At 72.5% G+C, this 26,953-nt stretch carries 20 protein-coding genes; 13 read left to right on the top strand and 7 right to left on the bottom strand.

Annotation, left to right across the window (positions count from 1 at the left end; all coding sequences use genetic code 11):
• Positions 1-93: 93 nt before the first annotated feature.
• A complete protein-coding gene (locus ACQP09_RS29815) occupies positions 94-501 on the top strand; it encodes a rodlin (protein ID WP_432150769.1) in 408 nt (135 codons plus the stop codon).
• A gap of 168 nt (positions 502-669) precedes the next feature.
• Here the strand turns inward: ACQP09_RS29815 and ACQP09_RS29820 are convergent, their stop codons facing one another.
• The gene (locus ACQP09_RS29820) at positions 670-1,170 is read right to left on the bottom strand and encodes a DUF5949 family protein (protein WP_433405246.1); all 501 of its coding nucleotides are present in this window, start codon (positions 1,168-1,170) and stop codon (positions 670-672) included.
• Positions 1,171-1,511: 341 nt separating this feature from the next.
• Here ACQP09_RS29820 and rsgA point away from each other — a divergent pair, with 341 nt between their 5' ends.
• Both rsgA and ACQP09_RS29830 read left to right on the top strand, forming a co-directional pair.
• The gene (gene rsgA, locus ACQP09_RS29825; RefSeq protein ID WP_433405248.1) at positions 1,512-2,669 is read left to right on the top strand and encodes a ribosome small subunit-dependent GTPase A; all 1,158 of its coding nucleotides are present in this window, start codon (positions 1,512-1,514) and stop codon (positions 2,667-2,669) included.
• A gap of 69 nt (positions 2,670-2,738) precedes the next feature.
• Positions 2,739-4,196 carry a DNA-3-methyladenine glycosylase 2 family protein gene (locus tag ACQP09_RS29830; RefSeq protein WP_433406807.1) on the top strand — a complete coding sequence of 486 codons (1,458 nt, stop codon included), beginning with the start codon at positions 2,739-2,741 and terminating at the stop codon, positions 4,194-4,196.
• On the opposite strand, the gene ACQP09_RS29835 is transcribed toward ACQP09_RS29830, so the two are convergent.
• Both ACQP09_RS29835 and ACQP09_RS29840 read right to left on the bottom strand, forming a co-directional pair.
• Complete coding sequence (locus tag ACQP09_RS29835; protein ID WP_432150772.1) at positions 4,121-4,603, bottom strand: DUF456 domain-containing protein; 483 nt, start codon at positions 4,601-4,603, stop codon at positions 4,121-4,123. The genes ACQP09_RS29830 and ACQP09_RS29835 overlap by 76 nt on opposite strands.
• Before the next feature lie 37 nt (positions 4,604-4,640).
• The gene (locus tag ACQP09_RS29840; RefSeq protein WP_433405252.1) at positions 4,641-5,666 is read right to left on the bottom strand and encodes a helix-turn-helix domain-containing protein; all 1,026 of its coding nucleotides are present in this window, start codon (positions 5,664-5,666) and stop codon (positions 4,641-4,643) included.
• A gap of 296 nt (positions 5,667-5,962) precedes the next feature.
• Here ACQP09_RS29840 and ACQP09_RS29845 point away from each other — a divergent pair, with 296 nt between their 5' ends.
• From ACQP09_RS29845 to ACQP09_RS29855, 3 genes are all read left to right on the top strand, one after another.
• Positions 5,963-7,435 (top strand): protein phosphatase 2C domain-containing protein, encoded by a 1,473-nt coding sequence (locus tag ACQP09_RS29845; protein WP_433405255.1) that lies wholly within the window; start codon positions 5,963-5,965, stop codon positions 7,433-7,435.
• 118 nt (positions 7,436-7,553) lie between these two features.
• A complete protein-coding gene (locus tag ACQP09_RS29850) occupies positions 7,554-9,296 on the top strand; it encodes a pyruvate dehydrogenase (protein ID WP_433405258.1) in 1,743 nt (580 codons plus the stop codon).
• A gap of 296 nt (positions 9,297-9,592) precedes the next feature.
• The gene (locus ACQP09_RS29855; RefSeq protein WP_433405261.1) at positions 9,593-9,967 is read left to right on the top strand and encodes an ATP-binding protein; all 375 of its coding nucleotides are present in this window, start codon (positions 9,593-9,595) and stop codon (positions 9,965-9,967) included.
• 27 nt (positions 9,968-9,994) lie between these two features.
• Here ACQP09_RS29855 and ACQP09_RS29860 read toward each other — a convergent pair whose 3' ends face one another.
• On the bottom strand, positions 9,995-11,101 hold the full coding sequence (locus ACQP09_RS29860; RefSeq protein ID WP_433405263.1) for a DUF2637 domain-containing protein: 1,107 nt from the start codon (positions 11,099-11,101) through the stop codon (positions 9,995-9,997).
• 203 nt (positions 11,102-11,304) lie between these two features.
• A complete protein-coding gene (locus ACQP09_RS29865; protein WP_433405266.1) occupies positions 11,305-12,153 on the bottom strand; it encodes a (2Fe-2S)-binding protein in 849 nt (282 codons plus the stop codon).
• A gap of 146 nt (positions 12,154-12,299) precedes the next feature.
• Between ACQP09_RS29865 and ACQP09_RS29870 the strand changes: the two genes are divergently transcribed.
• Positions 12,300-13,106, top strand: coding sequence for a GntR family transcriptional regulator (locus tag ACQP09_RS29870; RefSeq protein WP_433405269.1), 807 nt, complete (start codon positions 12,300-12,302; stop codon positions 13,104-13,106).
• A gap of 22 nt (positions 13,107-13,128) precedes the next feature.
• Here ACQP09_RS29870 and ACQP09_RS29875 read toward each other — a convergent pair whose 3' ends face one another.
• Together ACQP09_RS29875 and ACQP09_RS29880 are read right to left on the bottom strand one after the other, a co-directional pair.
• Entirely contained in the window at positions 13,129-13,914 is a 786-nt protein-coding gene (locus ACQP09_RS29875; protein WP_433405271.1) for a hypothetical protein, read from the bottom strand.
• A gap of 162 nt (positions 13,915-14,076) precedes the next feature.
• Positions 14,077-15,840 (bottom strand): PucR family transcriptional regulator, encoded by a 1,764-nt coding sequence (locus ACQP09_RS29880; RefSeq protein WP_433405273.1) that lies wholly within the window; start codon positions 15,838-15,840, stop codon positions 14,077-14,079.
• 314 nt (positions 15,841-16,154) lie between these two features.
• On the opposite strand from ACQP09_RS29880, the gene ACQP09_RS29885 reads away from it, so the two are divergent.
• The 6 genes from ACQP09_RS29885 (at position 16,155) to ACQP09_RS29910 (ending at position 26,932) form a co-directional block, all read left to right on the top strand.
• Positions 16,155-17,045, top strand: a complete 891-nt coding sequence (locus ACQP09_RS29885; protein WP_404066910.1) for an FAD binding domain-containing protein — start codon at positions 16,155-16,157, stop codon at positions 17,043-17,045.
• A 2-nt stretch (positions 17,046-17,047) separates the two neighbouring features.
• A complete protein-coding gene (locus tag ACQP09_RS29890; RefSeq protein WP_433405276.1) occupies positions 17,048-17,647 on the top strand; it encodes a (2Fe-2S)-binding protein in 600 nt (199 codons plus the stop codon).
• A complete protein-coding gene (locus ACQP09_RS29895; protein WP_433405278.1) occupies positions 17,644-20,112 on the top strand; it encodes a xanthine dehydrogenase family protein molybdopterin-binding subunit in 2,469 nt (822 codons plus the stop codon). Before ACQP09_RS29890 ends, ACQP09_RS29895 begins: the two co-directional genes overlap by 4 nt.
• Positions 20,113-20,436: 324 nt before the next feature.
• Positions 20,437-21,894: an NCS2 family permease gene (locus ACQP09_RS29900; RefSeq protein ID WP_433405280.1), complete on the top strand. Its 1,458-nt coding sequence runs from the start codon at positions 20,437-20,439 to the stop codon at positions 21,892-21,894.
• Between the two features lie 41 nt (positions 21,895-21,935).
• Positions 21,936-23,078 (top strand): XdhC family protein, encoded by a 1,143-nt coding sequence (locus tag ACQP09_RS29905; RefSeq protein WP_433405283.1) that lies wholly within the window; start codon positions 21,936-21,938, stop codon positions 23,076-23,078.
• A 95-nt stretch (positions 23,079-23,173) separates the two neighbouring features.
• Positions 23,174-26,932 carry a S8 family serine peptidase gene (locus ACQP09_RS29910; protein WP_433405285.1) on the top strand — a complete coding sequence of 1,253 codons (3,759 nt, stop codon included), beginning with the start codon at positions 23,174-23,176 and terminating at the stop codon, positions 26,930-26,932.
• The last annotated feature ends 21 nt before the right edge of the window (positions 26,933-26,953 follow it).

Genomic DNA, 26,953 nt, shown 5'->3' on the forward strand with positions numbered 1-26,953 from the left:
AACGAACCCATTTGAGTGGTACTGCGCAACCGATCCGGGTCCCGGCAGTTGATCAGTACGTTCCACAACGGGACGCTCCGAAAGGTGAAGTTGATGAAGAAGATGATGGCCGGCGCCGCAGTGGCCGTGTCCCTGCTCGGCCTGTCCGCAGTCGCGGCTCCCACGGCCATGGCGATCGGCAACGACGGTGGCACCACCACCGTCAACGGCAACGGTGCCGAGTCGGAGATCGGCAACGCCGAGACCGAAGGCGACTGGAGCCCGCAGAACCAGCTCGTTCAGGGCACCCTGAACAAGCTCTGCGTCGGCCTGCCCGCCAAGGTCAACGTCGGTTCGCTCGTCGGCCTCGTGCCGATCACGGTCCAGGACGTCAACGTCCTGTCCAACCCGCAGAACCAGCAGTGCACCGACAACTCGACCCAGGCGAAGGGTGACGAGCCCCTGTCGCACATCCTGGACGACATCCCGGTTCTCTCGGGCAACGGCGTCGGCAACAACTGACGCACCACAGCCTGACGTTTCGAGCGCGGGCGGTCCGGGGTTCACTCTCCGGGCCGCCCGCCCTCGTTGTCGCGGTACCGCGCCTGTCGCGGGGCCACCGTGACGCGACGGTGCCCACCACTCCACGGGGGGTGGTGGGCACCGTCATGCCCGGGTGGCGGGCGCAGGTCAGCCGATCGAGCGGACCGGGAGCAGGCAGTGGGCGGCGGTGCGGACGACCTCCTCGTTCGCCGCGAAGGCCCGCAGTTGGTCCTCGCTGACCGGCTGCCCCGGAACGGCCTCCGGCCACGGGGCCGTGGCGAACATCCCGTACACCTGGCCCTGTCCGAGCGCGGCCGCGAGCCACTCCGCGGGCGCCGGGTACTGCGACTTGAGGTGAGGCATCGTCAGGACGGCCTGGCCCGCCTGGACGAGGAGCTTCGCCTGGATGCCCGGCGCCTCGGCCGCGTCCTGGATCGGGCCGCCGACCTGGAGACCGGCCCGCTCCAGCGCGATGCGCAGCGCGTTCCGGCCGGCCTCCGGCCCGTCCTGCCCGTCGCCGAGCGAGTAGGCGAGGAGGTAGGCGGTGTCCTGGTCGGCGCCGGGCTGCCGGCTGCTCCAGCCGATCAGGATCTGGGTGCCCAACTGGGCGGGTGTGAACGTGCCGAGGGAGGTCTGAGGTGTGGTCATGACCGGCACCCTAATGGCCCCGGACCGGTCGCTATGCATGCGTATCACCCGATCGGGGGAGATCGGTGGAGATCAGGGAGATCACGGGGTAACTCCGGCGCGGGCACCGGAAAACCTGTTGACGCCGTCGGGAGCGGCGCGGCTATGGTGAGCCGCGTCGGACACCGAGGAAACAGAACCCGAGGAACCAGGAGGTGAGGACATTGATGACTGTCGTTGCGATGGGCACTGCCCACAACCAGAAGAGCATCGTTCCCACCCCCGTGGCCACCGGCTGACCCACTCCACCGAACTTCCGCGCCGAGCGCGCGGTGCCGGGGCCACCCTGTGAAGGGTTTCCCTTGTCTTTCTCGTTTCTTCCGGTTCCGTCCTCCTCGCACCCGCTGACTCCGTACGGCTGGGACGACGACTGGGCGGCCGCCTTCTCCCCTCACGCCGAGCAGGGCCTCGTGCCGGGACGCGTCGTGCGCGTGGACCGTGGCCGGTGCGACGTGATCACCCCCGACGGCCCGGTCCGGGCCGACACCGCGTTCGTGGTGCCGCGCGACCCGATGCGGATCGTCTGCACCGGTGACTGGGTGGCGCTCGACGCGGACGGCGATCCGCGGTTCGTCCGTACGCTGCTGCCGCGCCGGACCGCCTTCGTCCGCTCCACCTCGTCGGAGCGGTCCGAGGGCCAGGTGCTCGCCACCAACATCGACCACATCGTCATCTGCGTCTCGCTCGCCGTCGAGCTGGACCTCGGACGGATCGAGCGCTTCCTCGCGCTCGCCCTGTCCAGCTCCGACGGGGCCGCGCTGCTGAGCGACGGCTACGGTCCCGGTGAGCACCGGCCCGAGCCGATCGTGCTGCTCACCAAGGCCGACCTGGTGCCCGACCCGGTCACCCTGTCCCACCTCGTCCAGGACATCGAGGCCGTCGCGCCCGGCGTCCAGGTCTTTCCCGTCAGCTCCACCACCGGTGAGGGCCTTGAGGTGTTCGGCGCCGTCGTCTCCGGCGGTACGAGCGTGCTGCTCGGCATCTCCGGCGCCGGCAAGTCCACCCTCGCCAACACCCTGCTCGGCCGGGACGTGATGGAGGTGCAGGCCGCCCGGGACGTCGACGGCAAGGGCCGGCACACCACGACGACCCGCAACCTCCTCGTCCTGCCGCAAGGCGGTGTCCTCATCGACACCCCCGGGCTGCGCGGGGTCGGCCTCTTCGACGCCGGGACCGGGGTCGGCGAGCTGTTCGCGGAGATCGAGGAGCTGGCGGGCCGCTGCCGGTTCCACGACTGCGCCCACGCGAGCGAGCCCGGATGCGCGGTCCTCGCCGCGCTGGCGGACGGCACCCTGCCCGACCGGCGGCTGGAGAGCTACCGCAAGCTGCTCCGCGAGAACCAGCGGATCGTGGCCAAGACCGATGCCCGGGTCCGTTCGGAGATCCTCAAGGACTGGAAGCGCAAGGGCGCCGAGGGACGCGCGGCCGGGCAGGCCAAGCGCGGTGGCCGGGTGCGGTAGCCACCGTCGTACGCGACGTCCGAAAACCGCGAGTGCGGCAGCGGCGGCTGCCGCACACTGGACCGTGTGATGGACGACAGGAGCAGGTACGAGGCGGTGAGCAGCCGCGACGCACGGTTCGACGGCGCGTTCTTCTTCGCCGTCACCACCACCGGCATCTACTGCCGGCCGAGCTGCCCCGCCGTCACCCCCCGACGCGCCAACGTGCGCTTCTATCCGACGGCGGCCGCCGCCCAGGCAGGCGGCTTCCGGGCCTGCCGCCGCTGCCGCCCCGATGCCGTGCCCGGCTCGGCCGAGTGGAACGTCCGCGCCGATGTCGTCGGCCGCGCCATGCGGCTGATCGGCGACGGCGTGGTCGACCGCGAAGGCGTCCCCGGGCTGGCCGGACGGCTCGGCTACAGCGCCCGGCAGGTCCAGCGCCAGCTCAACGCCGAGCTCGGCGCCGGACCCGTCGCACTCGCCCGCGCCCAGCGCTCCCACACCGCCCGGGTGCTCCTGCAGACCACCGGCCTGCCGGTCACCGAGATCGCGTTCGCGGCCGGGTTCGCCAGCGTCCGCCAGTTCAACGACACCATCCGCCGCATCTACGCCCGCACCCCGAGCGCCTTGCGCGCGGAGGCCGGGACCGGGCTCGGCGGGGGCCGCGCCACGGGGCTGCGGGCCGGGATCCCGCTGCGGCTCGCACATCGGGGCCCGTACGCCACCGGCGCGATGTTCGACCTGCTGGGTGAGCAGGCCGTGGCCCGGGTCGAGGAGCTGGGCGGACCGCCGGGGCGCCGCACCTACCGGCGTACGCTGCGGCTGCCGTACGGGACCGGGATCACCGCCGTCGACGAGGCCTCACCCGGACCGTGGCTGGAGGCCCGGATCCACCTCACCGATCTGCGCGACCTCACCACCGCCGTACAGCGGCTGCGGCGGCTGTTCGACCTGGACGCCGATCCGTACGCCGTCGACGAGGCCCTCGCCACCGACCCCCGGCTCGCCCCGCTGGTCGCCGCCCGCCCCGGGCTGCGCTCGCCGGGTGCGGCGGATCCGGAGGAGGAGGCCGTACGGGCGCTGGTCGGGCGGGAGCGCGCGGCGGAGCTGGTCGAGCGGTACGGGAAGGTGCTGGACCTGCCGTGCGGCGCGCTCACCCATGTCTTCCCCGAGGCGGGCGTCCTGGCCGGTGCCGTCCCGGAACCCGCCCTGCGGACCCTGGCCACCGCGCTCGCCGACGGTGAGCTGCGGCTGGACGCCGGGGCCGACCGCGAGGAGGCGGAACGGACGCTCGCCGCGCTGCCCGGAGTGGACCGGCGGACCGCCGCGCTGATCCGGATGCGGGCGCTCGGCGATCCGGATGTGGATCCGTACGGGACGGAGGGGGCCGAACGGTGGCGGCCGTGGCGCTCGTACGCCGTACGCCATCGGGAGACGGCCGCCCACCGGCCCGCTCCTGACACCGGGCACCGTCAGCCCCAGATCAGCGCGCCCAGCCAGGCGCCCGCCACCAGCAGGCAGGCGAACAGCTCCACCAGCACCGCGTAGCCCGTCGCCCGCATGACCGAGCGCACCGACGTCCAGCCCGCGCCACGGCTGCCCAGCCGCAGCCGCTCCGCCCCGTAGATCGCCCCCACGAACCCCGCGATGCCGCCCACCACGGGCACCACGAAGAACCCCACGATCCCCGCGACCCCGCCGATCATCACCGTCCGGCGGGGCGCGCCCGACTCACCCGGGCGGCGCGGCGGCAGCAGCGGTTTGAGGGCCTGGTTCACCAGCATCAGGGCCGTTGCGCCGATCAGGACACCCCAGGCCGTCGGGGTCATGTCCGTCAGCGCCCACCACAGCACCGCCGCCCAGACGATGGCCTGGCCCGGCACGCCCGGTACCAGGACCCCGACCAGGCCCAGCAGCATGACCAGGCCCACGCCGACGAGCTGCCACACACTCATCCGACCAGCCTGCCGGAGAGTGCACCGCTCCGCGCGGTCAGCGCACCCCCGCCACCTGCACCGATGGCGGTCCGGGCGGCGCGGAACGGGCGACCCAGCCCCGCTCGTACGCATGCCAGCCCAGCTGGAGCCGGGTGGAGACCCCGGTCAGTTCCATCAGCCCCTTGACCCGGCGCTGCACGGTCCGCAGCCCCAGTTCCAGCTGCTTGGCCACGCTGGCGTCGGTCAGCCCGGCCAGCAGCAGCGAGAGGATCTCCAGATCGGTGGGGTCGGGGCCGACGCCGTCCTCGTGCACCCCGCCGTCGCCCTCACCCAGCCGCAGCGGCATCGCCTCCCGCCACACCGCCTCGAAGAGGCCCATCAGCGACTCCAGCAGCCCGCTGGCGTGCACGACCAGGGCGGCGGGCTCGGCGCCGCGCCCGGTCAGCGGGACCATCGCCGTGGTCCCGTCGGCGATCACCAGCTTCGTCGGCACCCGGTCGACCACCCGGCACTGCTCGTCCCGGCTCAGCGCCGCCGACAGCTCCAGGATCCCCGACGGCAGCGACAGCACCTCGCGCTCGACGACCACGCGGTAGGCGACCCCGCGCGAGGCCGCCCGCTCCTCCGACTCGTTCTCCATACCGGTCACCGCGATCGGCTTCCCGGTGACCAGCGCGCACACCTCGGACGCCGCTCCCAGCTGCAACTGGTGGAAGCGCTGGGAGACCGCCGCCGAGCCGGTCACCACCTCCACCAGATCGTGCACCTCGGGCTCGCTCGCCTCGGCCCGGTACTCCGCCGCCAGCAGCGCGGACGCCAGCTCCGCCTGCTCCAGCTCGTGGCGCTGCTGGATCAGCAGGGCCCCCAGCGCCACGCCCGGCGGGGCCGCCACCCAGCGGCCCGGGCGGGCCGAGGACTGGGCGGCCAGACCTTGCTGCTCCAGCCGCCGCAGCACCCGCTCGGCGTCCGCCTCCGGGAGGGACAGCCGGTGCGCGAGATCGGAGAGTTCCGCCGCTCCCGCCGCCACCAGCGCCCGGTACGCGGCTTCCTGCCTCTCGTCGAGACCCAGTGCCCCCAGCATCTCCCGACCCTCCCCGGTGTCGTGATCGCGCGTCGCAGCGCCCGTTCCGGCCGGTTCGCCGTGGCGGAAAAGGGCCACGGCGTAAACCCGCCGCGCACATCATCCCCTGTACCCCTGGTCCCTCTGCCAGTGTTGCGCCACTCCAGTACCGACGACCTGCACATCCGATGATCACACCGACCGGTCCGCCGGGCGTCCTTCCCGTGGGGGGTGGGGTCGTCCGGCGGACCTCATGTGCGGGCCACTTTTTCCTGATGTCCCGTTTTCGGGCCGCCTTCGCGGTGGACAATAAGGGCATGAGTCAGCAGGGGGAGAAGCCCGCCGCCCATGAGGACGACTGGTGGCGGAAGCTGTACGACGAGACCGCGCCGGACACCGGTCCGAGCAGCGCACCCGACAGCCTCGACGACCGCTTCGACTCCGTGTCGGACACGGTGAGCGAGGTGGTGGAGCCGGCGTCGGAGCCGGAGCCGTTGCCGGAGGTGAGACCGGATCCCCGCACAGCCTGGGACCCCTACCGCGAACAGGCGCCGCCGTCCCAGGAGCCGACGCCGGAGCCGGTCCCGGCCGCCTCTCGGGCCGCCGTCCCCGGTCCCCGCAACACCGCCTTTCCCGCTCCCTGGGAGGCGCCCGCCGGCCCGCCCGGCCCCCGCACCTTCGCCGCGCCGAAGCCGCCCGAGCCCGAGCCGCCGACCGCTCCTCCGGCCGCTTCTCCGGCCGCCGAAACCGCCACCGCGCGCGACCCCGGCGCCCTGGACACGCTCCCGCCGGACTGGGCCGCGAGCGACGCTCCGGCCGACGGCGGCGGTGGGGCCCGGCCGTTCGTCGACCACCTGGGGGACCGGCCGCCCACCTACGACGCCGAACCCGCCGCCCTGCCCGCCGCCACCTCGGAGAACCTGGACGAGCTGGTCCCCGACACCGTGCTGGACGGTGCGCGGTACGGGACGTACACCCTGCGGGCCGCCTCCGTGCGGGGCGATTCGGCGCGGTTCCGGGGTGAGCCCCGGCGGGACGCGCTGCTCACGGCCCGGTTCGGTGCGGCCGAGAGCGCGCTGGTGCTCGTCGCCGTGGCCGGAGGCGTTCGGGCGGGCGAAGGGGCGCACCTCGCGGCGGCCGACGCGTGCCGCTGGATCGGCGGTGCGGTGGCCCGCAGCCACGCCCGGCTCTCCGAGGACATAAGGGCCGGCCGCCGGGCCGACCTGAAGTCGGGGCTGCACCGGCTCACCGACCGTACGTACGGAAGACTCCGCGCCCGCGCCGCCGAACTCGGCCTGGAACCGGGGGAGTACACCACCAGCCTGCGGTGTCTGCTGCTCTCCGCCGACCCCGACTGCCGCACCCGGGTCTTCTTCGGCGTCGGAAGCGGTGGACTGTTCCGCCTTCGTGACGGGCTCTGGCAGGACCTGGAGCCCGTGATTCCGGAGGAGGCCGCGTCCGGGGTGAGCGAGGAGGGGCCGGACGGTGACCGGCTGACCATGGACCTCCAGATCACCACGCCCCCGTCCCCGTACAGCGACGGCCCCGCCCCGCCGCCCGCCGAACTCTTCCGGTTCCGGGCCTCCGTGGCCCGTCCGGGCGACACGCTGCTGCTGTGCAGCAACGGGCTGGCCGAACCGATGCGGGACGAACCGGAGCTGCCCGACGAGCTGGCCGAGCGCTGGGGGCCGCCGGGGCCGCCCGGGCTGCCCGCCTTCCTCGCCGACACCCAGCTCCGGATCAAGGGGTACGCCGACGACCGCACGTGCGCGGCGGTCTGGGAGGCGTAACCGCGCACGCCATGGGTTGATGGACTCCGGAGGCCGCACGTCCGGCCGATGTTTCGGCCTCCGGAGTCCGGACAGCCGACAGTGCACGGAGCACGGGGCAAGGGAAGGGTGCGCACCCATGGCCAAGCAGAACGTGGCGGAGCAGTTCGTCGACATCCTCGCCAGGGCGGGCGTCAAGCGCCTGTACGGCGTCGTCGGCGACAGCCTGAACCCCGTCGTGGACGCCATCCGGCGTAACTCGGCCATCGACTGGATCCATGTCCGGCACGAGGAGACCGCCGCCTTCGCTGCCGGAGCCGAGGCCCAGATCACCGGGAACCTGGCGGCCTGCGCCGGATCCTGCGGGCCCGGCAACCTGCACCTCATCAACGGCCTGTACGACGCGCACCGCTCGATGGCCCCGGTCCTCGCCCTCGCCTCGCACATCCCCTCCAGCGAGATCGGGCTCGGCTACTTCCAGGAGACCCATCCGGAGCTCCTCTTCCAGGAGTGCAGCCACTACAACGAGATGATCTCCAACCCGGAGCAGATGCCGCGCCTCCTCCAGAGTGCCATCCAGCACGCCATCGGCCAGGGCGGCGTCAGCGTCGTGACGATGCCGGGAGACATCGCCTCCAAGGCCGCGCCGGAGAAGACCGCCGAGCACGCGCTGGTCACCTCACGGCCGACCGTCCGGCCCGGCGACGACGAGATCGACAAGCTCTGCCGGATGGTGGACGAGGCCAAGCGGGTGACGCTGTTCTGCGGCAGCGGCACCGCCGGCGCCCACGCCGAGGTGATGGAGTTCGCCGAGAAGGTGAAGTCGCCGGTCGGGCACGCGCTGCGGGGCAAGGAGTGGATCCAGTACGACAACCCGTACGACGTCGGCATGAGCGGACTGCTCGGTTACGGCGCCGCCTACGAGGCTACCCACGAGTGCGATCTGCTGATCCTGCTCGGCACGGACTTCCCGTACAACGCGTTCCTCCCGGACGACGTGAAGATCGTCCAGGTCGATGTGCGGCCCGAACACCTCGGCCGGCGCTCCAAGTTGGACCTCGCGGTCTGGGGCGATGTGCGCGAGACGCTGCGCTGTCTGACACCCCGGGTGAAGCCCAAGAGCGACCGCAAGTTCCTCGACCGGATGCTGAAGAAGCACGCCGACGCGCTGGAGGGGGTCGTCAAGGCGTACACCCGCAAGGTCGAGAAGCACACCCCGATCCACCCCGAGTACGTCGCCTCCGTGCTGGACGACATGGCCGACGAGGACGCCGTGTTCACCGTCGACACCGGGATGAACAACGTCTGGGCCGCCCGCTATCTGACGCCCAACGGCCGTCGGCGCGTGATCGGTTCGTTCAGCCACGGCTCGATGGCCAACGCGCTGCCGCAGGCGATCGGCGCGCAGTTCGTGGACCGCGACCGGCAGGTCGTGGCGATGTCGGGCGACGGCGGATTCTCCATGCTGATGGGCGACTTCCTCACCCTCGTCCAGTACGACCTGCCGGTGAAGGTGGTCCTCTTCAACAACTCCTCTCTCGGCATGGTGGAGTTGGAGATGATGGTCGGCGGACTGCCCGCCTACGGCACCACCAACAAGAACCCGGACTTCGCCGCCGTGGCCCGCGCCTGCGGCGCCTACGGGGTGCGCGTGGAGAAGCCCAAGCAGTTGGAGAGCGCGCTGAAGGACGCCTTCAAGCACAAGGGCCCGGCACTCGTCGATGTGGTGACCGACCCCAACGCGCTCTCCATCCCGCCGAAGATCAAGGCCGACATGGTCACCGGCTTCGCGCTCTCCGCGAGCAAGGTCGTGCTCGACGGCGGCGTGGGCCGGATGCTCCAGATGGCCCGCTCCAACCTCCGTAACGTGCCCCGCCCTTGAGCCGGTGCGCCCCCGGGCGCCGCCCTGAGCTCCGCCGACGGCACGCACGGTACGGAGTCTCCCCGTGCGCCCCCCGCTGCCTCCGCCCGCGCTCATATCGACGCACCGGCAAGCGTGACTGTGTGCGTACAGGGGCATGCATCCCGTGAGGCTGTTCGACGGACGGCCGGGACAGAGGAGGTCGGATCGCTGTGCGGGCGGGGGAAACGGTGAAGCGTCAGAAGAGGGCCCAGGCCGGCGAGGGGCGCGGCCCTCGGGGCCGGAGGCCGGGGACGGTGCCGCAGCAGCCGGCTCGGATGCACCGAAGAGTGGGCCATACGGAACGGTCGGCGGTCGGTGAAGTCCGGCGCGAGCTGCGGGAGTTCCTCCGGCATCGCTCCGGCCCCGAACGGATCGAGGCGGCGGAGCTGCTGGTGAGCGAGCTGGTGACCAACGCGCTGATCCACACCCGGCACGGGGCGGTGGTCACCGCGACGGCGACTCCCGCCGCGCTGCGCGTGGAGGTCCAGGACTTCGAGGCGGACCTGCCCGCGCCGTACGTACCGAACGCCGACGACGGTACGCACGGCCGGGGGCTGATCCTGGTGCGGAGTCTGGCCGACGCCTGGGGGGTCGAGGCGCGGGCCCTGGGGAAGGTGGTCTGGTTCGAGCTGCGCGGCGAAGGGATCTGATACGTCCCTCCGCCGCACGCGTGCGGGTCATGACCCCGTGTACTGCTGCTCCAGATCCTTCAGTTTCTGTTCCAGCGAGTCGAGCCGGGGGAGTGCCTGGGTGTCGTCCTCCGCGGTGAGGTCGACCGTCCGCGCGTCACTTCCCGGGTTCGAAGGGCCAAGGCTCTTAGAGCTCGAACCGTCCGCCGGTTGCTTCTGGCCGACGGCTTGCAGGGATGGCCGGGGTCGCAGAGGCAGCTGACCCGGCTCTGCTATGGCGGGCTCCGCGACGGGCGGCGCGGTGCCGCCCGACGCCGGGGCGAGGGCCTGGACGTCCATCTGGTGGCCGAGGCGGCCGCGGCCCCAGGCCCGGTTCTGCCGGTTCAGGGCCTTGATCCGGGCCCGGTCCAGCTTGGCCTGTTCCCTGCGGCGGATCCGGTCCTGCTCCTGCTCCTTGCGGTCCTCCCGCACCTCGTCGACCGCCTCGTCCAGCGTGCGTACGCCTTCGAGGAGCATCAGCGACCAGGCGCCGAAGGTCTCCCGGGGCGCCCGCAGCCAGCGGACGATCCGGATCTGCGGCAACGGACGGGGCACCAGGCCCTGTTCGCGCAGCGCCGCACGGCGGGTCTGCTTCAGCGCGCGGTCGAAGAGCACCGCCGCCGAGAGGGACATCCCCGCGAAGAAGTGCGGAGCGCCCGCGTGGTCCATGCCCCTCGGTGCGTGCACCCAGTTGAACCAGGCGGCGGCCCCGGCGAACGTCCACACCAGCAGCCGGGAGCCGAGCGCCGCGTCTCCGTGGCTCGCCTCCCGTACGGCCAGCACGGAACAGAACATCGCGGCGCCGTCCAGCCCGAACGGGACCAGGTACTCCCAGCCGCCGCTCAGGTTCAGGTTCTGCCGGCCGAAGCCGACGAGCCCGTGGAAGGAGAGCGCGGCGGCGACCGCCGCGCAGCAGAACAGCAGGACGTAACTGGCGGTGGCGTAGAGCGCCTCCTTGCGCCGGCGGCGCTCCTCGCTCCGTTCCCAGGAGTCGTCGGCCGCGGCCTTGCCGGCGGCACGCTTGCCGCGTGCGACCACCGTCACCGCCGCCATGACCCCCACGAGCAGCACGGCGCCCGGAAGCAGCCAGTCAAGCGATATGTCGGTCAGTCTCATGCGCGGTCCCTTGCGTCACGTAGGGCGTTTCGTGCGCCATCGTGACGGAATTCCCGTCCCGCTCCGCGGGTTTCGGGACAAGAGCACGCCATGGGGGTGGGAGAGCTTATCGATGGGTGGAATCTTCTCGAACCACCGCTCGGATCAAACGAGTTGCGTTCGATTCCACGTCCCCCGGACGGGCGGTGTGGACGCGGTGCGGATCAGGAAGCGGTGGCGAGCTTCCGCACCCGGTCCGCGTCACAGGTGCGCGGGCAGGTGACGCAGGTGTCCTCGGGGCGCAGGGTGTAGAAGAGGCAGCAGCTCGCCCGGTCCCGGGTCGGCAGCGACTGGCCCTCGGGCCCGGTCAGCTCACGGAAGCCCGCGGTGCCGACGTACGGCTTCGTGGTGCCCGGGAGCAGCAGCTCCAGCTCGGCCATCGCGCGGCGCTCCTCGCCGAGCAGGTGCGCGATGTACCAGAGGCCCTCGACGATCTCGTCCGTCGCCATCCCCCACAGCGCCCGCTTCCCTCGCCGCATGCGCGGTCCGAACCCCGTCAGCACCGGCTCCAGGTGCTCGGTGAGCGAGGCCAGGACCTCGGCCCGCAGCGCGGCCTCGTCCGGGACCACCCGGGCGCCGGGCAGGGACGCGGCCGGGTCGTCCGGCAGGCAGGCGAACGCGCGGACCCGGACGGTCAGGTGTCCCAGCGCCCGCTGGAAGGCGACGTCGTCGACGGGGATGCGCGGCACCCGGCGGTGCAGGAACCAGGGCACGGTCACCAGCAGGCAGGCGGGCCAGGCGTACCGGTGGAGGCCGAAGCTGGCCACCACGTCCGGGCGGGCCTGCTGTCCGTAGTCCCGCAGCACCTGCGCGTCGTCCCAGGCCAGGAAGGTGTCCACGGCCGCTCCGCCGGCCGCCAGCTCGGCCGCGCCGACCCAGCCGGCGCCCGTCGGGGCGCTCGAGCCCTCGTCGAGCACCTCGGCGCGCAGCCCGGGGAAGACCTCGGTCAGGCGGGCGTACGCGGCCGTCATGGGGGACGTCGCGGCGCCGGCGAGCAGCGGGGTGAGCGTCATTCAGGGACCGCCGAATCGGGATCGTTTTGAGGTAAGGCTTACCTTACCCGACGCGATCGATGTTTGAACTGCAGCCTCCTCCCTCTATCGTGCACGGGGGGCCGGGCGCACGCGACCCGGCCCGCAAGCCCCCCTAGGAGGTCCGGGTGGAGCAGAGCAGCGCGCGAGAGGGCGTACGGCCGCCGTACGAGCCCGGCGCGTGCGCGGGCACCCCGGTGACCGGCCGGGTTCCCGAACAGTTGCGCGTCGGCCGTCCGCAGGACGCGGACCGGGCCGACGGCGTGGACCGCGCCCGCGGCGAGCACACCCACAGCGAGCCGCCCGCCCCACGTGTGATCCGTCACTCCGTCCGGGGCCAGATCCTGGAGGCCCTGCGTACCGCGCTCGTCGACGGCGAGCTGATCCCCGGCCAGGTCTACTCCGCCCCCGCGCTCGGCGCCCGCTTCGGGGTCTCCGCGACTCCGGTGCGCGAGGCGATGCAGCAGCTGGCGGTCGAGGGCGCCGTCGAGGTGGTGCCGAACCGCGGCTTCCGGGTCAGCGAGCGCGGGCCCCGCGAGCTGGCGGAGCTGGCCGAGGTACGTGCCCTGATCGAGGTACCGGTGATGCTCCGGTTGGCCCGCACCGTCCCGGCCGACCGGTGGGGCGCGCTGCGTCCGCTGGCCGACGCGACGGTCACGGCGGCGGCGGTGGGCGACCGGGCCGGCTACGCCGAGTGCGACCGGGCCTTCCACCGCGCGGTCCTCGCCCTGGCCGGCAACGAGCAGCTGGTGACCGTCGCCGACGAGCTGCACCGCCGCTCGCAGTGGCCGCTGGTCGCGGGCCCGGCCACCCGCCGTGCCGACCTGCTGGCGGACGCCGCCGAGCACACCGCGCTGCTCGACGCCCTGATCGCCCAGGACCTGGTGGTCGTCCAGGCCCTGGTACGGGAGCACTTCACGGGGGCGGAGGGCTGACCGTCCGGGCGGGCAGCGGCCCTCAGGTGGCCGCCGCCGGCCGTGGTCCCGGCACCCCCAGGTGCGGCGCCAGCCACGTCGGCACACCGCCGAGCAGCCGGAACAGCCGTCCCGCCTCCGCGCGCAGCCGGGCCGCCGCCTCCGGCTCGGGCTCCGCCTCCGCGAGGGAGATCAGCGCCGGGGCCGTACCGACCAGGTAGCCCAACTCCTCCCGGATCCGCAGCGACTCCGCGAACCCGTGCCGGGCCTCAGCCAGCTCGCCCTCCTGGAGCGCGAGGGCGGCGAGGTGGCGCCAGGTGAAGGAGAGCAGCAGCTCGTCGCCGCGCGCGGCCGCCCCGGCGTGCGCCCGGCGGTACGCGGCGCGCGCGGACTGCGGCGAGTCCGCGATGTTCTGGGCGATCAGCCCGCGCCGGAAGTCCAGCAGCGGCCGGCCCGGTGCGCCGGGTGCCAGCAGCGCCGCCGCCCGGCTCAGCGCGACGCTCGCCTCGTCGGCCCGGTCCCGTACGCCCAGCAGAGTGGAGGCGTACGCGAGATGGCCCCGTTCGCAGGCGGCCCCGCCGCGCTCGTCGTCGCTGCGGGCCAGCGCCTCGGCGGCGCGCAGGGCGTCCTCGGCGTCGGTCCAGCCCTCGCCGGTGTAGAGACAGCGCTCGGTCAGCAGGGCGGTGCGCTGGATCGCCGCCGCCGGGTCGGTCAGCGCGTGCGGCTCCAGCAGGGCGGCGGCATCCGTCCAACAGGCGCGGGACCGCAGCCGCCATACCGCTGTCTGGAGCGGCGGATCGTCATCTGCTGTCGTTCCGGAACCAGACATGGCGGTATCCGCCACATTGCCCTCCCCGAGCGCGCCATTGTGCTGTTGAGTACCGCCGAATCTCAGCACGGATCGGCCCGCCGGGCCAAGAGGTCCGACCGATGTCAGGTGAAGGAATTCACAAACGGGGGGAGCTCACCGGCGCCCGGTGGGGCGCACGGGTCAGCTCATGCGCAGGGCGAGGAAGAAGTCGAGCTTGTCCTCCAGCCGCGAAAGGTCACGGCCCGTCAACTGCTCGATGCGGCCGACGCGGTAGCGCAGAGTGTTGACGTGGAGGTGGAGCCGGGCCGCGCAGCGGGTCCAGGAGCCGTCGCAGTCCAGGAAGGCCTCCAGCGTCTCGATCAGCTCCGCGCGGTGGCGCCGGTCGTAGTCGCGCAGCGGGTCCAGCAGCCGGGCGGTGAAGGCGCGGCGGACGTCGTCGGGGACGAACGGCAGCAGCAGCACGTGCGAGGCCAGCTCGTGGTGGCCGGCCGCGCAGACCCGTCCCGGCCGGGCCGCCGCCACCCGGCGGGCGTGCCGGGCCTCCTCCAGCGCGCCGCGCAGCCCCTCCGCCGAGTGCACGGCGGCGCTGACACCCAGGGTCAGCCGCCCGTCGTCGGCGAGTCCGGCCGAGAGCGGTTCGCGTACGGAGGCGAGCAGCGCGTCGGCGTGCAGCGCGGGGTCCTGCGGCGCGCCGACTGTGTCGTCGGCGTTGTCGGTGTTGTCAGCGTTGTCGGTGGGGTGGCCTACCGTCTCGGGGAGGAGGGCGGGCACGGCCGGAAGCGGTACGAGGGCGATGGCCTCCTCGCCCGTGTGCGCGACGGCGATGCGGTCGGCGGAGTCGGGGCCGCTGACCGCCGGGTCGACGAGGATCTCCTCCAGCAGGGCCTGGGCCACCGGGCCGCCCGCGACGTCGCCCGGGACGCCCGCGGGCCCCGTCGTCTCCCCGGCGGTCCAGTCGACCCGGGCCACCACGACCTGCCACTGCGGCGCCACCCCGAGGCCCGGCAGCAGGACCGGCGCGGCGACGCGGAGCCTGGCGGCGATCTCGGCCGGAGCCGCGCCCGCCTGGACCAGCTCCAGGACCTCCTGGGCGAGCCGCCGGCGTACCGTACGGGCCGCGTCCCGGCGGTCGCGTTCGACCGCGATCAGCTGCGTGACGCCCTGGAGCAGGTCGAGCCGGGCCGCGGGCCAGTCCGAGGCGTCCGCCTCGACGGCCAGCAGCCAGTCGGAGAGCACCGACTCCCGGACGTCCCGGGCGGCCGGGACCGCGCCCCGGCCGGTGTTGCGGATCGGGAAGAGCGAATACGTCGTACCGGCGACGGCCGCCCGGTACGGGCCCCGGCGTCCGGTGCGGGTCGCGGCCAGGTGGTGGCCGGCCAGGACCGCGCCGAGCTGACCGGCCAGCGGCGCGCCGGCCCCGGCGATCTGGCGGCCGGTCGGGGAGAGGACCCAGGCCCGCAGGTCGAGGTCCGAGGTGAGGAGGTCCAGGACCACCTCCGGGCCGCCGCCCGCCGGGCCCGAGGTCATCAGCCGGCGGTGCCGGTCCACCACGGCCGCCAGATCGCCCGCCCGCTCACCGGAGACCTGGCGCACGACATGCTCGGTGATCGTCGCGAACGCCACCGTCTCGTTGACGGCGAAGAGCGGCAGGCGGTGCTGGACGCACGCCTCCACCAGGTCGGCGGGGATGTCGCCGAGCTCCGCCTCGCCCGCCGCGAGCCCGGCCACCCCGGCGCCCGCCAGGATCCGTACGAACGGCTCGGAGTCGCCCGCGTCCCGGCGCCAGGCGAGCCCCGTCAGCACCAGCTCGCCGCCCGAGAGGTAGCGGCTGGGGTCGCGCAGGTCGGTGGTCATGACGCCGCGGACCGTGCGGTCCAGCTCGTCCTCGCCGCCGAGCAGCCGCAGGCCCAGCGCGTCGGTCTCCAGCAGTGCGCGCAGCCGCATCTCGTTGCCGCCGATCTTTTCCGTAGGGGTGAGCAGGTGGGTGAAGGGGGGAACGGGTGGGGGACCACAGGGGCGAACGGGTATCTGTGAATTGCGGCGAGGTTACTGATCCCCGCCATTCGTTCGAATCTACAAGACGAGGACGGAGACCAGCCAACTCCTTCAGTGTTTCGGTGACTGCACCCGCCGGGTCCTGGCTTGTGTACTGGGCCACACACCACATGAACACCACATGAACGAGCCACACGAGGCAGACGAGGGCCGGCCGTCCCCAGCCCCGGTGTACGACCCGATTGAGAAGAAGAGAGCCACTCATGGACTTCCTTCGCCCCGCCAGCTGGGAGGAGGCGCTCGCCGCCAAGGCCGAGCACCCCACGGCTGTGCCCATCGCGGGCGGCACGGATGTGATGGTCGAGATCAACTTCGACCACCGGCGGCCCGAGTACCTCCTGGACCTGAACCGCGTCGATGAGCTGACCGAGTGGGAGGTGGGCCAGGAGAGCGTACGGCTCGGCGCCTCGGTGCCGTACAGCGCCATCATGGACCACCTGCGCACCGAGCTGCCGGGCCTGGCGCTCGCCTCGCACACCGTCGCCTCGCCGCAGATCCGCAACCGCGGCGGTGTCGGCGGCAACCTGGGCACCGCGTCGCCCGCCGGTGACGCCCACCCGGCGCTGCTCGCGGCCGGGGCCGAGGTGGAGGCCGAATCCGTACGCGGAACGCGGCTGATTCCTATCGACGATTTCTACACAGGGGTCAAGCGCAACGCCCTCGCGCCGGACGAGCTGATCCGCGCCGTGCACATCAAGAAGGCCGACGGGCCCCAGCAGTACTCCAAGGTCGGCACCCGCAACGCGATGGTCATCGCCGTCTGCGCCTTCGGCCTCGCCCTGCACCCCGAGACCCGCACCGTGCGCACCGGCATCGGCTCCGCCGCCCCGACGCCCGTCCGGGCCAAGGAGGCCGAGGCCTTCCTGAACGCGGCGCTCGAAGAGGGCGGGTTCTGGGAGAGCGGCAAGATCATCACGCCCGCCATCGCCAAGCAGTTCGCCGCCCTCGCCTCGGGCGCCTGCAACCCGATCGACGACGTACGGGGCACGGCGAAGTACCGCAGGCACGCGGTCGGCATCATGGCCCGCCGCACGCTCGGCTGGACCTGGGAGCAGTACCGCGGCGCGGGCCGCACGCTGGAAGGAGCTGCGTAACCATGCGAGTCAATTTCACGGTCAACGGCCGTCCGCAGGAAGCCGACGACGTGTGGGAGGGCGAGTCCCTTCTCTACGTGCTGCGTGAGCGTATGGGGCTGCCCGGCTCCAAGAACGCCTGCGAGCAGGGTGAGTGCGGGTCCTGCACGGTCCGCCTGGACGGCGTCCCGGTCTGTTCCTGCCTCGTCGCCGCCGGCCAGGTCGAGGGCCGCGAGGTCGTCACCGTCGAGGGCCTGGCCGACTACGCCAGGCACCGCGAGGACGCCCACCCCGGCGGCGGCTGCGCCTCCGGCGCCTGCGGCACCACCCTGGACGCCGCCAAGCGCTGGCAGTCCAAGCCCACCGACGGCCAGGCCGGCGAGGCGGCCGAGCTGTCCCCGATCCAGCAGGCGTTCATCGACGCCGGAGCCGTCCAGTGCGGCTTCTGCACCCCCGGCCTGCTGGTCGCCGCCGACGAACTGCTGGAGAACACGCCCTCGCCGTCCGACCAGGACATCCGCGAGGCGCTCTCCGGCAACCTGTGCCGCTGCACGGGTTACGAGAAGATCCTCGACGCGGTGCGCCTCGCGGCCGCCCGCCAGGAAGAGGCGGTCCAGTCATGACGACGCACCCCGAGGCCACGACGAGCCCCGAAGCCACGACGCGCCCCACGGCCACGGTGCCCAAGGCGCAGAGCGTCCCGGCCGGAACCCCCACCAAGATCACCCAGGGTTCGCCCACCAAGGGCGGCATCGGCGAGTCCACGCTCCGCCCCGACGGCACCCTCAAGGTCACCGGCGAGTTCGCGTACTCCTCCGACATGTGGCACGAGGACATGCTGTGGGGCCAGACCCTGCGCTCCACCGTCGCCCACGCGGAGATCGTCTCCATCGACACCTCCGAGGCGCTGGCCACCTCCGGCGTCTACGCGGTGCTGACCTACGACGACCTCCCGGCCGAGATGAAGAACTACGGCCTGGAGATCCAGGACACCCCGGTCCTCGCCCACGGCAAGGTCCGCCACCACGGTGAGCCGGTCGCCATCGTGGCCGCCGACCACCCGGAGACCGCGCGCCGCGCCGCCGCCAAGATCAAGATCGAGTACCGCGAGCTGCCGCTCATCACCGACGAGGCCTCGGCGACCGCCCCGGACGCCGTGCTCGTGCACGAGGGCCGCGACGACCACCACATCGGCCACGTCCCGCACCCCAACATCGTGCACCGCCAGCCGATCATCCGCGGCGACGCCGACGAGGCCGCCAAGCGCGCCGACGTCATCGTCACCGGCGAGTACACCTTCGGCATGCAGGACCAGGCCTTCCTCGGCCCCGAGTCCGGTCTCGCCGTGCCCTCCGAGGACGGCGGCGTCGAGCTGTACGTCGCCACCCAGTGGCTGCACTCGGACCTCGGCCAGATCGCCCCCGTCCTCGGCCTGCCCGAGGAGAAGGTCCGCATGACGCTCTCCGGCGTCGGCGGGGCCTTCGGCGGCCGCGAGGACATCTCGATGCAGATCCACGCCTGTCTGCTGGCGCTCCGCACCGGCAAGCCGGTCAAGATCGTCTACAACCGGTTCGAGTCCTTCTTCGGCCACGTCCACCGGCACCCGGCCAAGCTCCACTACGAGCACGGCGCCACCAAGGACGGCAAGCTCACGCACATGAAGTGCCGGATCGTCCTGGACGGCGGCGCCTACGCCTCCGCCTCCCCGGCCGTCGTCGGCAACGCCTCCTCGCTCTCGGTCGGCCCGTACGTCATCGAGGACGTCGACATCGAGGCGGTCGCGCTCTACACCAACAACCCGCCCTGCGGCGCGATGCGCGGCTTCGGCGCGGTCCAGGCGTGCTTCGCCTACGAGGCGCAGATGGACAAGCTCGCCGCGAAGCTGGACATGGACCCGGTGGAGTTCCGGCAGCTCAACGCCATGGAACAGGGCACCCTGCTGCCCACCGGACAGCCCTGCGACTCGCCGGCCCCGGTCGCCGAGCTGCTGCGCCGGGTCAAGTCCCGGCCGCTGCCGCCCGAGCAGCAGTGGCTGGCGGCCGGCAGCGAAGGCGCCTCCATCGACGTCCGGGCGCTGCCCGGCGGCCTCTCCAACACCACGCACGGCGAAGGTGTCGTGCGCGGCGTCGGCTACGCGGTCGGCCTGAAGAACGTCGGCTTCTCCGAGGGCTTCGACGACTACTCCACCGCCCGCGTGCGGATGGAGGTCATCAACGGGGAGGCGGTCGCCACCGTCCACACCGCGATGGCCGAGGTCGGCCAGGGCGGCGTCACGGTCCACGCCCAGATCGCCCGTACCGAACTCGGCGTCAACCAGGTCACCATCCACCCCGCCGACACCCGCGTCGGCTCCGCCGGATCCACCTCCGCCTCCCGCCAGACGTACGTCACCGGCGGCGCGGTCAAGAACTCCTGCGAAGCCGTACGGGAGAAGGTCCTGGAGCTCGGCCGCACCAAGTTCGGCACCTACCACCCGGCCTGGGCCACCGCCGAACTCCTCCTGGAGGGCGGCAAGGTCGTCACCGACGGCGGCGAGGTCCTCGCGGACGTGGCCGACGTCCTGGAGGACGAGGCGATCGACATCGAGCTGGAGTGGCGCCACCGGCCCACCGAGGCGTTCGACCTCCGCACCGGACAGGGCAACGGCCACGTCCAGTACTCCTTCGCCGCGCACCGCGCGGTCGTCGAGGTCGACACCGAGCTCGGCCTGGTCAAGGTCATCGAACTGGCCTGCGCCCAGGACGTCGGCAAGGCGCTCAACCCGCTCTCCGTGCTCGGCCAGATCCAGGGCGGCACGCTCCAGGGCATGGGCGTCGCGGTGATGGAGGAGATCATCGTCGACCCGAAGACCGCGAAGGTGCGCAACCCCTCCTTCACGGACTACCTCCTCCCCACCATCCTCGACACGCCGACCATCCCCGTCGACGTGCTCGAACTCGCCGACGAGCACGCCCCGTACGGGCTGCGCGGCATCGGCGAGGCCCCCACCCTGTCGTCCACCCCGGCCGTCCTCGCGGCGATCCGGAACGCGACGGGCCTGGAGCTCGACAGGACCCCGGTACGCCCCGAGCACCTCACCGGCACCTGAGAGACCGGGGCCGGGTGACCCCCGGCCCCGCCGCCTCCGAGCGGCCCCCCCAACTCTCCGGGCGGTGTGCTGAGCCGAGAACGTCACACTTTTCCGCATCCCGCACCGCCCGGAGACATCAAGTACCGCACCGCTCGCGGTTCTTCTCCGTGCACGACCAGCACGGCAGCGCCTCACGGATCATCCGTGCCGCCGGCACATCCGTATCTGCTTCAACAGTTCGTCCCGGCCGTCCCCGGGTCGTGCAGCCGACGCAGTCATCCCAAATCCCGCATTCAGGAATCTCCAAGCGGGTGCCCCTGTGAACCTTGGGAGTCAGGCATCATGACCCAGCAGTCAGTGGAACCGAAGACCAGTCCGGAGGCCGCGGGCCCCGGCTCGCGCGTCCCCGCCGGAAGATCATGGCTCGACCGGTACTTCCACATATCCGAACGAGGCTCCACAGTCGCGCGCGAGGTGCGCGGCGGCGTCACGACCTTCATGGCCATGGCGTACATCCTCCTGCTCAACCCGCTGATCCTCGGCGGGGAGGACGTCAACGGGAACCTCCTCGGCCAGAGCGGCCTGATCACCGCGACCGCCTTCGCGGCGGCGGCGACGACCCTGCTCATGGGCTTCGTCGGCAAGGTGCCCCTGGCGCTCGCCGCCGGGCTCAGCGTCTCCGGTGTGCTCGCCTCGCAGGTCGCGCCCAACATGACCTGGCCGCAGGCCATGGGCATGTGCGTGATCTACGGTGTGGTGATCTGCCTCCTGGTGGTCACCGGCCTCCGCGAGATGATCATGAACGCGATCCCGCTCGCGCTCAAGCACGGCATCACCATGGGCATCGGCCTCTTCATCGCCCTCATCGGCCTCTACAAGGCCGGCTTCGTCCACCAGGGTGCGGCGACCCCCGTCTCCCTCGGCCCGGCCGGTGAACTCGCCGGCTGGCCCGTCCTGATCTTCTGCGTGACCCTGCTCCTGATCTTCATGCTCCAGGCGCGCAACATCCCCGGCGCGATCCTGATCGGCATCATCGTCGGCACGCTGGTCGCCATCGTCATCAACGCGATCGCCGACATCCCCGCGAAGTCCTGGAGCAGCGGCCCGCCGGCCCTGGAAGGCAGCGCGGTCTCGGCACCCGACTTCTCGCTCTTCGGCAACGTCGAGTTCGGCGGCTGGGGCGACGTCGGCGTGATCACCGTCGGCATGATCGTCTTCACCCTGGTGCTGGCCGGCTTCTTCGACGCGATGGCCACCATCATCGGCGTCGGCACCGAGGCCAAGCTCGCCGACGACAAGGGCCGCATGCCGGGCCTGTCCAAGGCGCTCTTCGTCGACGGCGCCGGCGGTGTCATCGGCGGTGTCGCCTCGGGCTCCGGCCAGACGGTCTTCGTCGAATCGGCCACCGGCGTCGGTGAAGGGGCCCGGACCGGGCTCGCCTCCGCCGTCACCGGCCTCTTCTTCGCCGCCTGCCTCTTCTTCACCCCGCTCACCGCGATCGTGCCGACCGAGGTGGCCTCCGCCGCCCTCGTCGTCATCGGCGCGATGATGATGCAGAACGCCCGGCACGTGGACTGGAGCGACCGTTCCGTCGCCATCCCGGTCTTCCTGACCGTGGTCCTGATGCCCTTCACGTACACCATCACCACCGGTGTCGCCGCGGGTGTCATCGCGTACTCCGCCATCAAGCTCGCCCAGGGCCGGGCCCGCGAGGTCGGGGCCTTCATGTGGGGGCTGACGGTGATCTTCATCGTCTTCTTCGCCCTCAACCCGATCGAGAGCTGGCTCGGCGTCCACTGAAGCCGGCCGACCATCCCCTCCCTCACCTAAGGAGAGACGCCATGCTGGACATCGCCGAAGAGCTTCACCGGTGGGTCTCGCAGGGACGCGAGTTCGCCGTCGCCACCGTGGTGGCGGTCGGCGGCAGCGCGCCCCGGCAGCCCGGTGCCGCCCTCGCCGTCGACCGCGACGGCACGGCGATCGGCTCGGTCTCCGGCGGCTGTGTGGAGGGGGCGGTGTACGAGCTGTGCCAACAGGCCCTGGAGGACGGGAAGTCCGTCCGCGAGCGCTTCGGCTACAGCGACGAGGACGCCTTCGCGGTCGGCCTGACCTGCGGCGGCGTCATCGACATCCTGGTCACACCGGTACGGGCGGACGACCCCGCCCGCCCGGTGTTCGCCGCGGCGCTCGCGGCCGCCGCCGAAGGGACGGCGGCGGCGCTGGCCCGCGTCACGGAGGGCCCCGAGGAGTTGCTCGGCCTCCCGCTCCTGGTCCGGTCCGACGGGAGTTACGAGGGCGGGCTCGGCGGCCACCCGGCGCTCGACCGGACCGCCGCGGCCGAGACCCGCGCCCTGCTGGACGCGGGCCGCACCGGGCCGCTCGCCATCGGCGCGGAGGGCTCCCGCTGCGGCCGGCCGATCCAGCTCCTCGTCGAGTCCAGTGTCCCGCCGCCCCGCATGATCGTCTTCGGCGCGATCGACTTCGCGGCCGCCCTCGTGCGCGCCGGGAAGTTCCTCGGCTACCGGGTCACCGTCTGCGACGCCCGCCCGGTCTTCGCCACCGCCGCCCGCTTCCCCGAGGCCGACGAGGTCGTCGTCGACTGGCCCCACCGCTACCTCGCGGAGACGGACACCGACGCCCGTACGGTGCTCTGCGTCCTCACCCACGACGCCAAGTTCGACATTCCGCTGCTGGAGGCCGCCCTGCGCCTCCCGGTCGCCTACGTCGGCGCGATGGGCTCGCGCCGCACCCACCTGGAGCGCAACGACCGGCTGCGCGAGGTCGGCCTCACCGACCGCGAACTGGCCCGCCTCCACTCGCCGATCGGCCTCGACCTCGGAGCCCGCACGCCGGAGGAGACGGCCCTCTCCATCGCCGCCGAGATCGTCGCGGTCCGGCGCGGCGGCAGCGGCGTACCGCTCACCGGTGCCCATACCCCCATCCACCACGACAGCAGCGGACAACCGCTGGCGTCGGTGGCCTGAAACACCTGGTCCGCGCGGGGCGGTTAGCCGCCACGGCGGTTTCCCGCCCACGCCGAACGCAGCGGACACCCCGGATCAACCGGTAGATCAGCTGCATGACTTCTTCCCCCTCCTCCGCTCCCGGCCGGGCGAGAACCGCGCGCCCGGGACGCCGGGCCCTCCTCCTGGCCACCTCGGCGGCGCTCATGGGCGGCCTGCTGGTCCCCTTCGCGGGCCCGGCCGCCGCCGCTCCCGCTCCCGTCGCGCCCGGCGCCGAGGCCCCGCGCTCCGGGATACGTACGGTCACCCTCATCACCGGGGACGTCGTCCGGTACGTGGACGGGCCCGGCGGCCAGGACACCGTCACCGTGGACCGTCCCGACGGCGCGAGCGGCGGGGTCCGCGTCCAGCAGGCGGGCGGCGACCTCCACGTCCTGCCCGACGAGGCCACCACGCTGCTCGCGGCGGGCACCCTGGACCGGCGGCTCTTCAACGTGTCGGCCCTGGTGAGGATGGGGTACGACGACGAAGGCACCGGTTCCGTCCCGCTGATCGCGACCTATCCGGCGGCGAAGGGGAGGGCGCTGCCCGCCGTTCCGCGCGGCGCGAAGAAGACCCGGACGCTCGCCTCCATCCAGGGAGCCGCGCTCCAGGCGGACAAGGTCGGCGCGCGGACGTTCTGGGACGCCATCACCCGTACGCCCGGGGCCCGTTCACTCGACCGCGGGATCGCGAAACTCTGGCTGGACGGCCGTTCCGAGGCTCTGCTGGCCGACTCCGTGCCGCAGGTGAACGCGCCGCAGGCGTGGGCCGCCGGGTTCGACGGGAAGGGCACCAAGGTCGCCGTCCTGGACACCGGCATCGACGCCGGCCACCCGGACGTCAAGGACCGCGTCGTCGCCTCCCGCAGCTTCATCCCGGGCGAGGAGGTGGAGGACCGGAACGGCCACGGTACGCATGTGGCCTCCACCATTGCCGGTTCGGGCGCCGCGTCGGACGGTGCGAACAAGGGCGTCGCTCCGGCGGCGGACCTGCTCGTCGGCAAGGTGCTCAGCGACGAGGGGTCCGGCGCGGACTCCGGGATCATCGCGGCCATGGAGTGGGCGAAGGCCGAAGGCGCCGACGTCGTCTCCATGAGCCTCGGGTCGCCGGTGCCGGACGACGGCGGCGACCCGATGTCCCAGGCGGTCGACTCCCTCTCGGCGGACGGCGGTCCGCTCTTCGTGATCGCCGCCGGCAACGCGTACGGAGCGGGCACCATCGGCTCGCCCGGATCGGCGGAGAAGGCGCTCACCATCGCCGCCGTCGACAAACAGGACGCCCGCGCCGACTTCTCCTCCATGGGCCCGCTGGTCCGCTCGCACGGCCTGAAGCCGGACCTCTCGGCCCCCGGCGTCGACATCAGCGCGGCCGCCTCGCAGTCCGTTCCGGGCGCCGAAGCCCCGTACCGCTCGATGTCCGGTACGTCGATGGCGACGCCCCATGTCGCGGGCGCGGCAGCCATTCTGAAGCAGCGTCACCCGGACTGGACCGGTCAGCGCATCAAGGACGCGCTGATGGCCTCCTCCAAGAAGCTCGACGCGTACACCCCGTACGAGCAAGGGACCGGCCGACTCGATGTGAAGGCGGCGATCGACACGACGGTCGAGGCCACGGGCTCGGTCCGAGTCGCCTCGTACGACTGGCCGCACAGCCCGTCCGACCCGGTCGCCGAACGCACCATCACCTACCGCAACACGGGTGACCAGGACATCACCCTCGACCTGGCGACGGACACCGACGGGGCGGCCTACACCCTCTCGACCTCCACCCTGACGGTCCCGGCGGGCTCCACGGCCGAAGCGGTCCTCTCGCTCGACCCGTCGAAGATCGCGAACGACACCACCTTCTCCGGCCAGGTGACCGCCACCGACGCCTCGGGCACCACCGTCGCGCACACCGGCTTCGCGCTCACCAAGGAGAAGGAGCTGCACGACCTGACGCTCAAGCTCCGCGACCGCGCGGGCAAGCCGATGGACGGCGTGGTCGTCCTCGCCGAACTCGGTGACCCGCAGCTGGGCCTCGTCCAGGTCAGCGGCGGCGAGACCACGCTGCGCCTGCCGCCCGGCAACTACACGGCCTGGACCTCGGTCGACATCGACGGCGACCGTCCGGACTCCCAGGCCGTCGCCTTCCTCGCGGCTCCGGAAACGATCCTCACCAAGTCCGCCACCGTCACCCTCGACGCCTCCAAGGCCCGCAAGGTGAGCGTGCGCACGCCGAAGGAGACCGAGACCCGCCAGCTCCGCTACGACATGGCGCGCACGGCTCCGGACGGCACGGTTCAGCGTGACGCGTACCAGATCCCGCTGACGTACGACCAGTTGTGGGCCAGCCCCACCAAGAAGGTCAAGGAGGGCGACTTCAGCTTCCTGACCCGCTGGCGCCAGGGCGAGGAGCTGATCGACGTCACCGCCGACGGCCACGACGTCCCGGTCACCGTCCAGAACGGCTCCGTCGTCGCCGAGGACAGCGAGCAGAGGCTGACGGCGGTGTACGCGGGCCGGGGCGCGGCCACCGACTACCGGGGCCTCAACGCGCGCGGCAAGGCCGTGGTCATCACCCGAAGCGACGCGGTCGCCCCCGCCGATCGGCTGGCCGCCGCCGTGGCCGCCGGAGCCGAGGCGCTGTTCGTCGTCCACGACGGCCGGGGCCGGGCGATGGAGTCCTACGTGCCGTGGGGCGAGGAGTCCACGATCCCGGTCGCCTCGGTGCAACGGCTCGCCGGCGACACGCTGATCCGAGCGGCTCAGCGCGGCAGGAAGGTGACCGTCGACCAGAAGAAGTACGCGTCCTACGTCTACGACCTGGTCGACCGCCACCACGGCACCATCCCGGACCGCTCCCTCGCCTTCACCCCGTCCACCCGCGACCTGGCGAAGGTGACCAACACCTTCTACGGCCACCGGGCCACGCTCGGCGCGGGCTACCGCTACGACATCCCGGACTACGGCCCCGGCCTCGGCTTCGAGGAGTACGAGAAGTTCCCCGGCACCCGCACCGAGTGGGTCAACCCGCTGCCCGGTGACTCCTTCTGGTACGAGAACCACTCGGTGCTCAACGCCGAACAGTCCGACCGGGCCCACGAGATGCGCAGCGCCGAGCTGGACTACCGGCCGGGCAGGGACTACCGGGCCGAGTGGTTCGCCCCGGTCACCCGCCCGCGCCTGGGCACCGGCTACTGGGGCCCGTTCCGCACGGCCACGAACGACGTGCAGTTCAACATCACCCCGTGGACGGACGCGGGCGCGGGCCACTCCGGCTCGATGCCCGAGGACGAGTACGACACCACGTCGTACGCCTTCCACCAGGGCGACACGTTGATCAAGCAGGGTGCGGGCCGGGCGGGTCACGCCTGGGACCTGTCGCCGCGGAAGCTCCCGTACCGCCTGGTCATCGACTCTTCCCGCGACGCGGAGACCTGGAAGACCTCCACCCGTACGCGCACCGAGTGGGGCTTCGTCTCGGGCGCGCTCGACCCGGACGGCCCGTCCCAGGCGGACATTCCGCTGCTCCAGCTGGACTACGACATCGCCACCGACCTGGCCGGTGACATCCGATCCGGCCGCCGGACGGAGATCGGCCTCTCCGCCGGCACCCAGGAGTGGCTGCCGGGTTCGGTGAAGGCGAACAAGGCGTCGCTTTCGGTCAGTTACGACGACGGCAAGCACTGGACCAAGGCCGACCTGCGCAGAGAGGCGTCGGGCCGGTGGACCGCCGTGTTCCGCACCCCCGCCAGGGGCGCGACCTCGGTCTCGCTCAAGGCTCATGCGGAGGGACCGGGAGGGCTCGTCGTGGACCAGGAGATCATCAGGGCGTTCGGTCTGAAGCGCTGACGTGACCTGACCGGCTGAGAC

It is taken from the genome of Streptomyces sp. CA-146814, from assembly GCF_050942385.1.
Classification (GTDB): Bacteria; Actinomycetota; Actinomycetes; order Streptomycetales; family Streptomycetaceae; genus Streptomyces.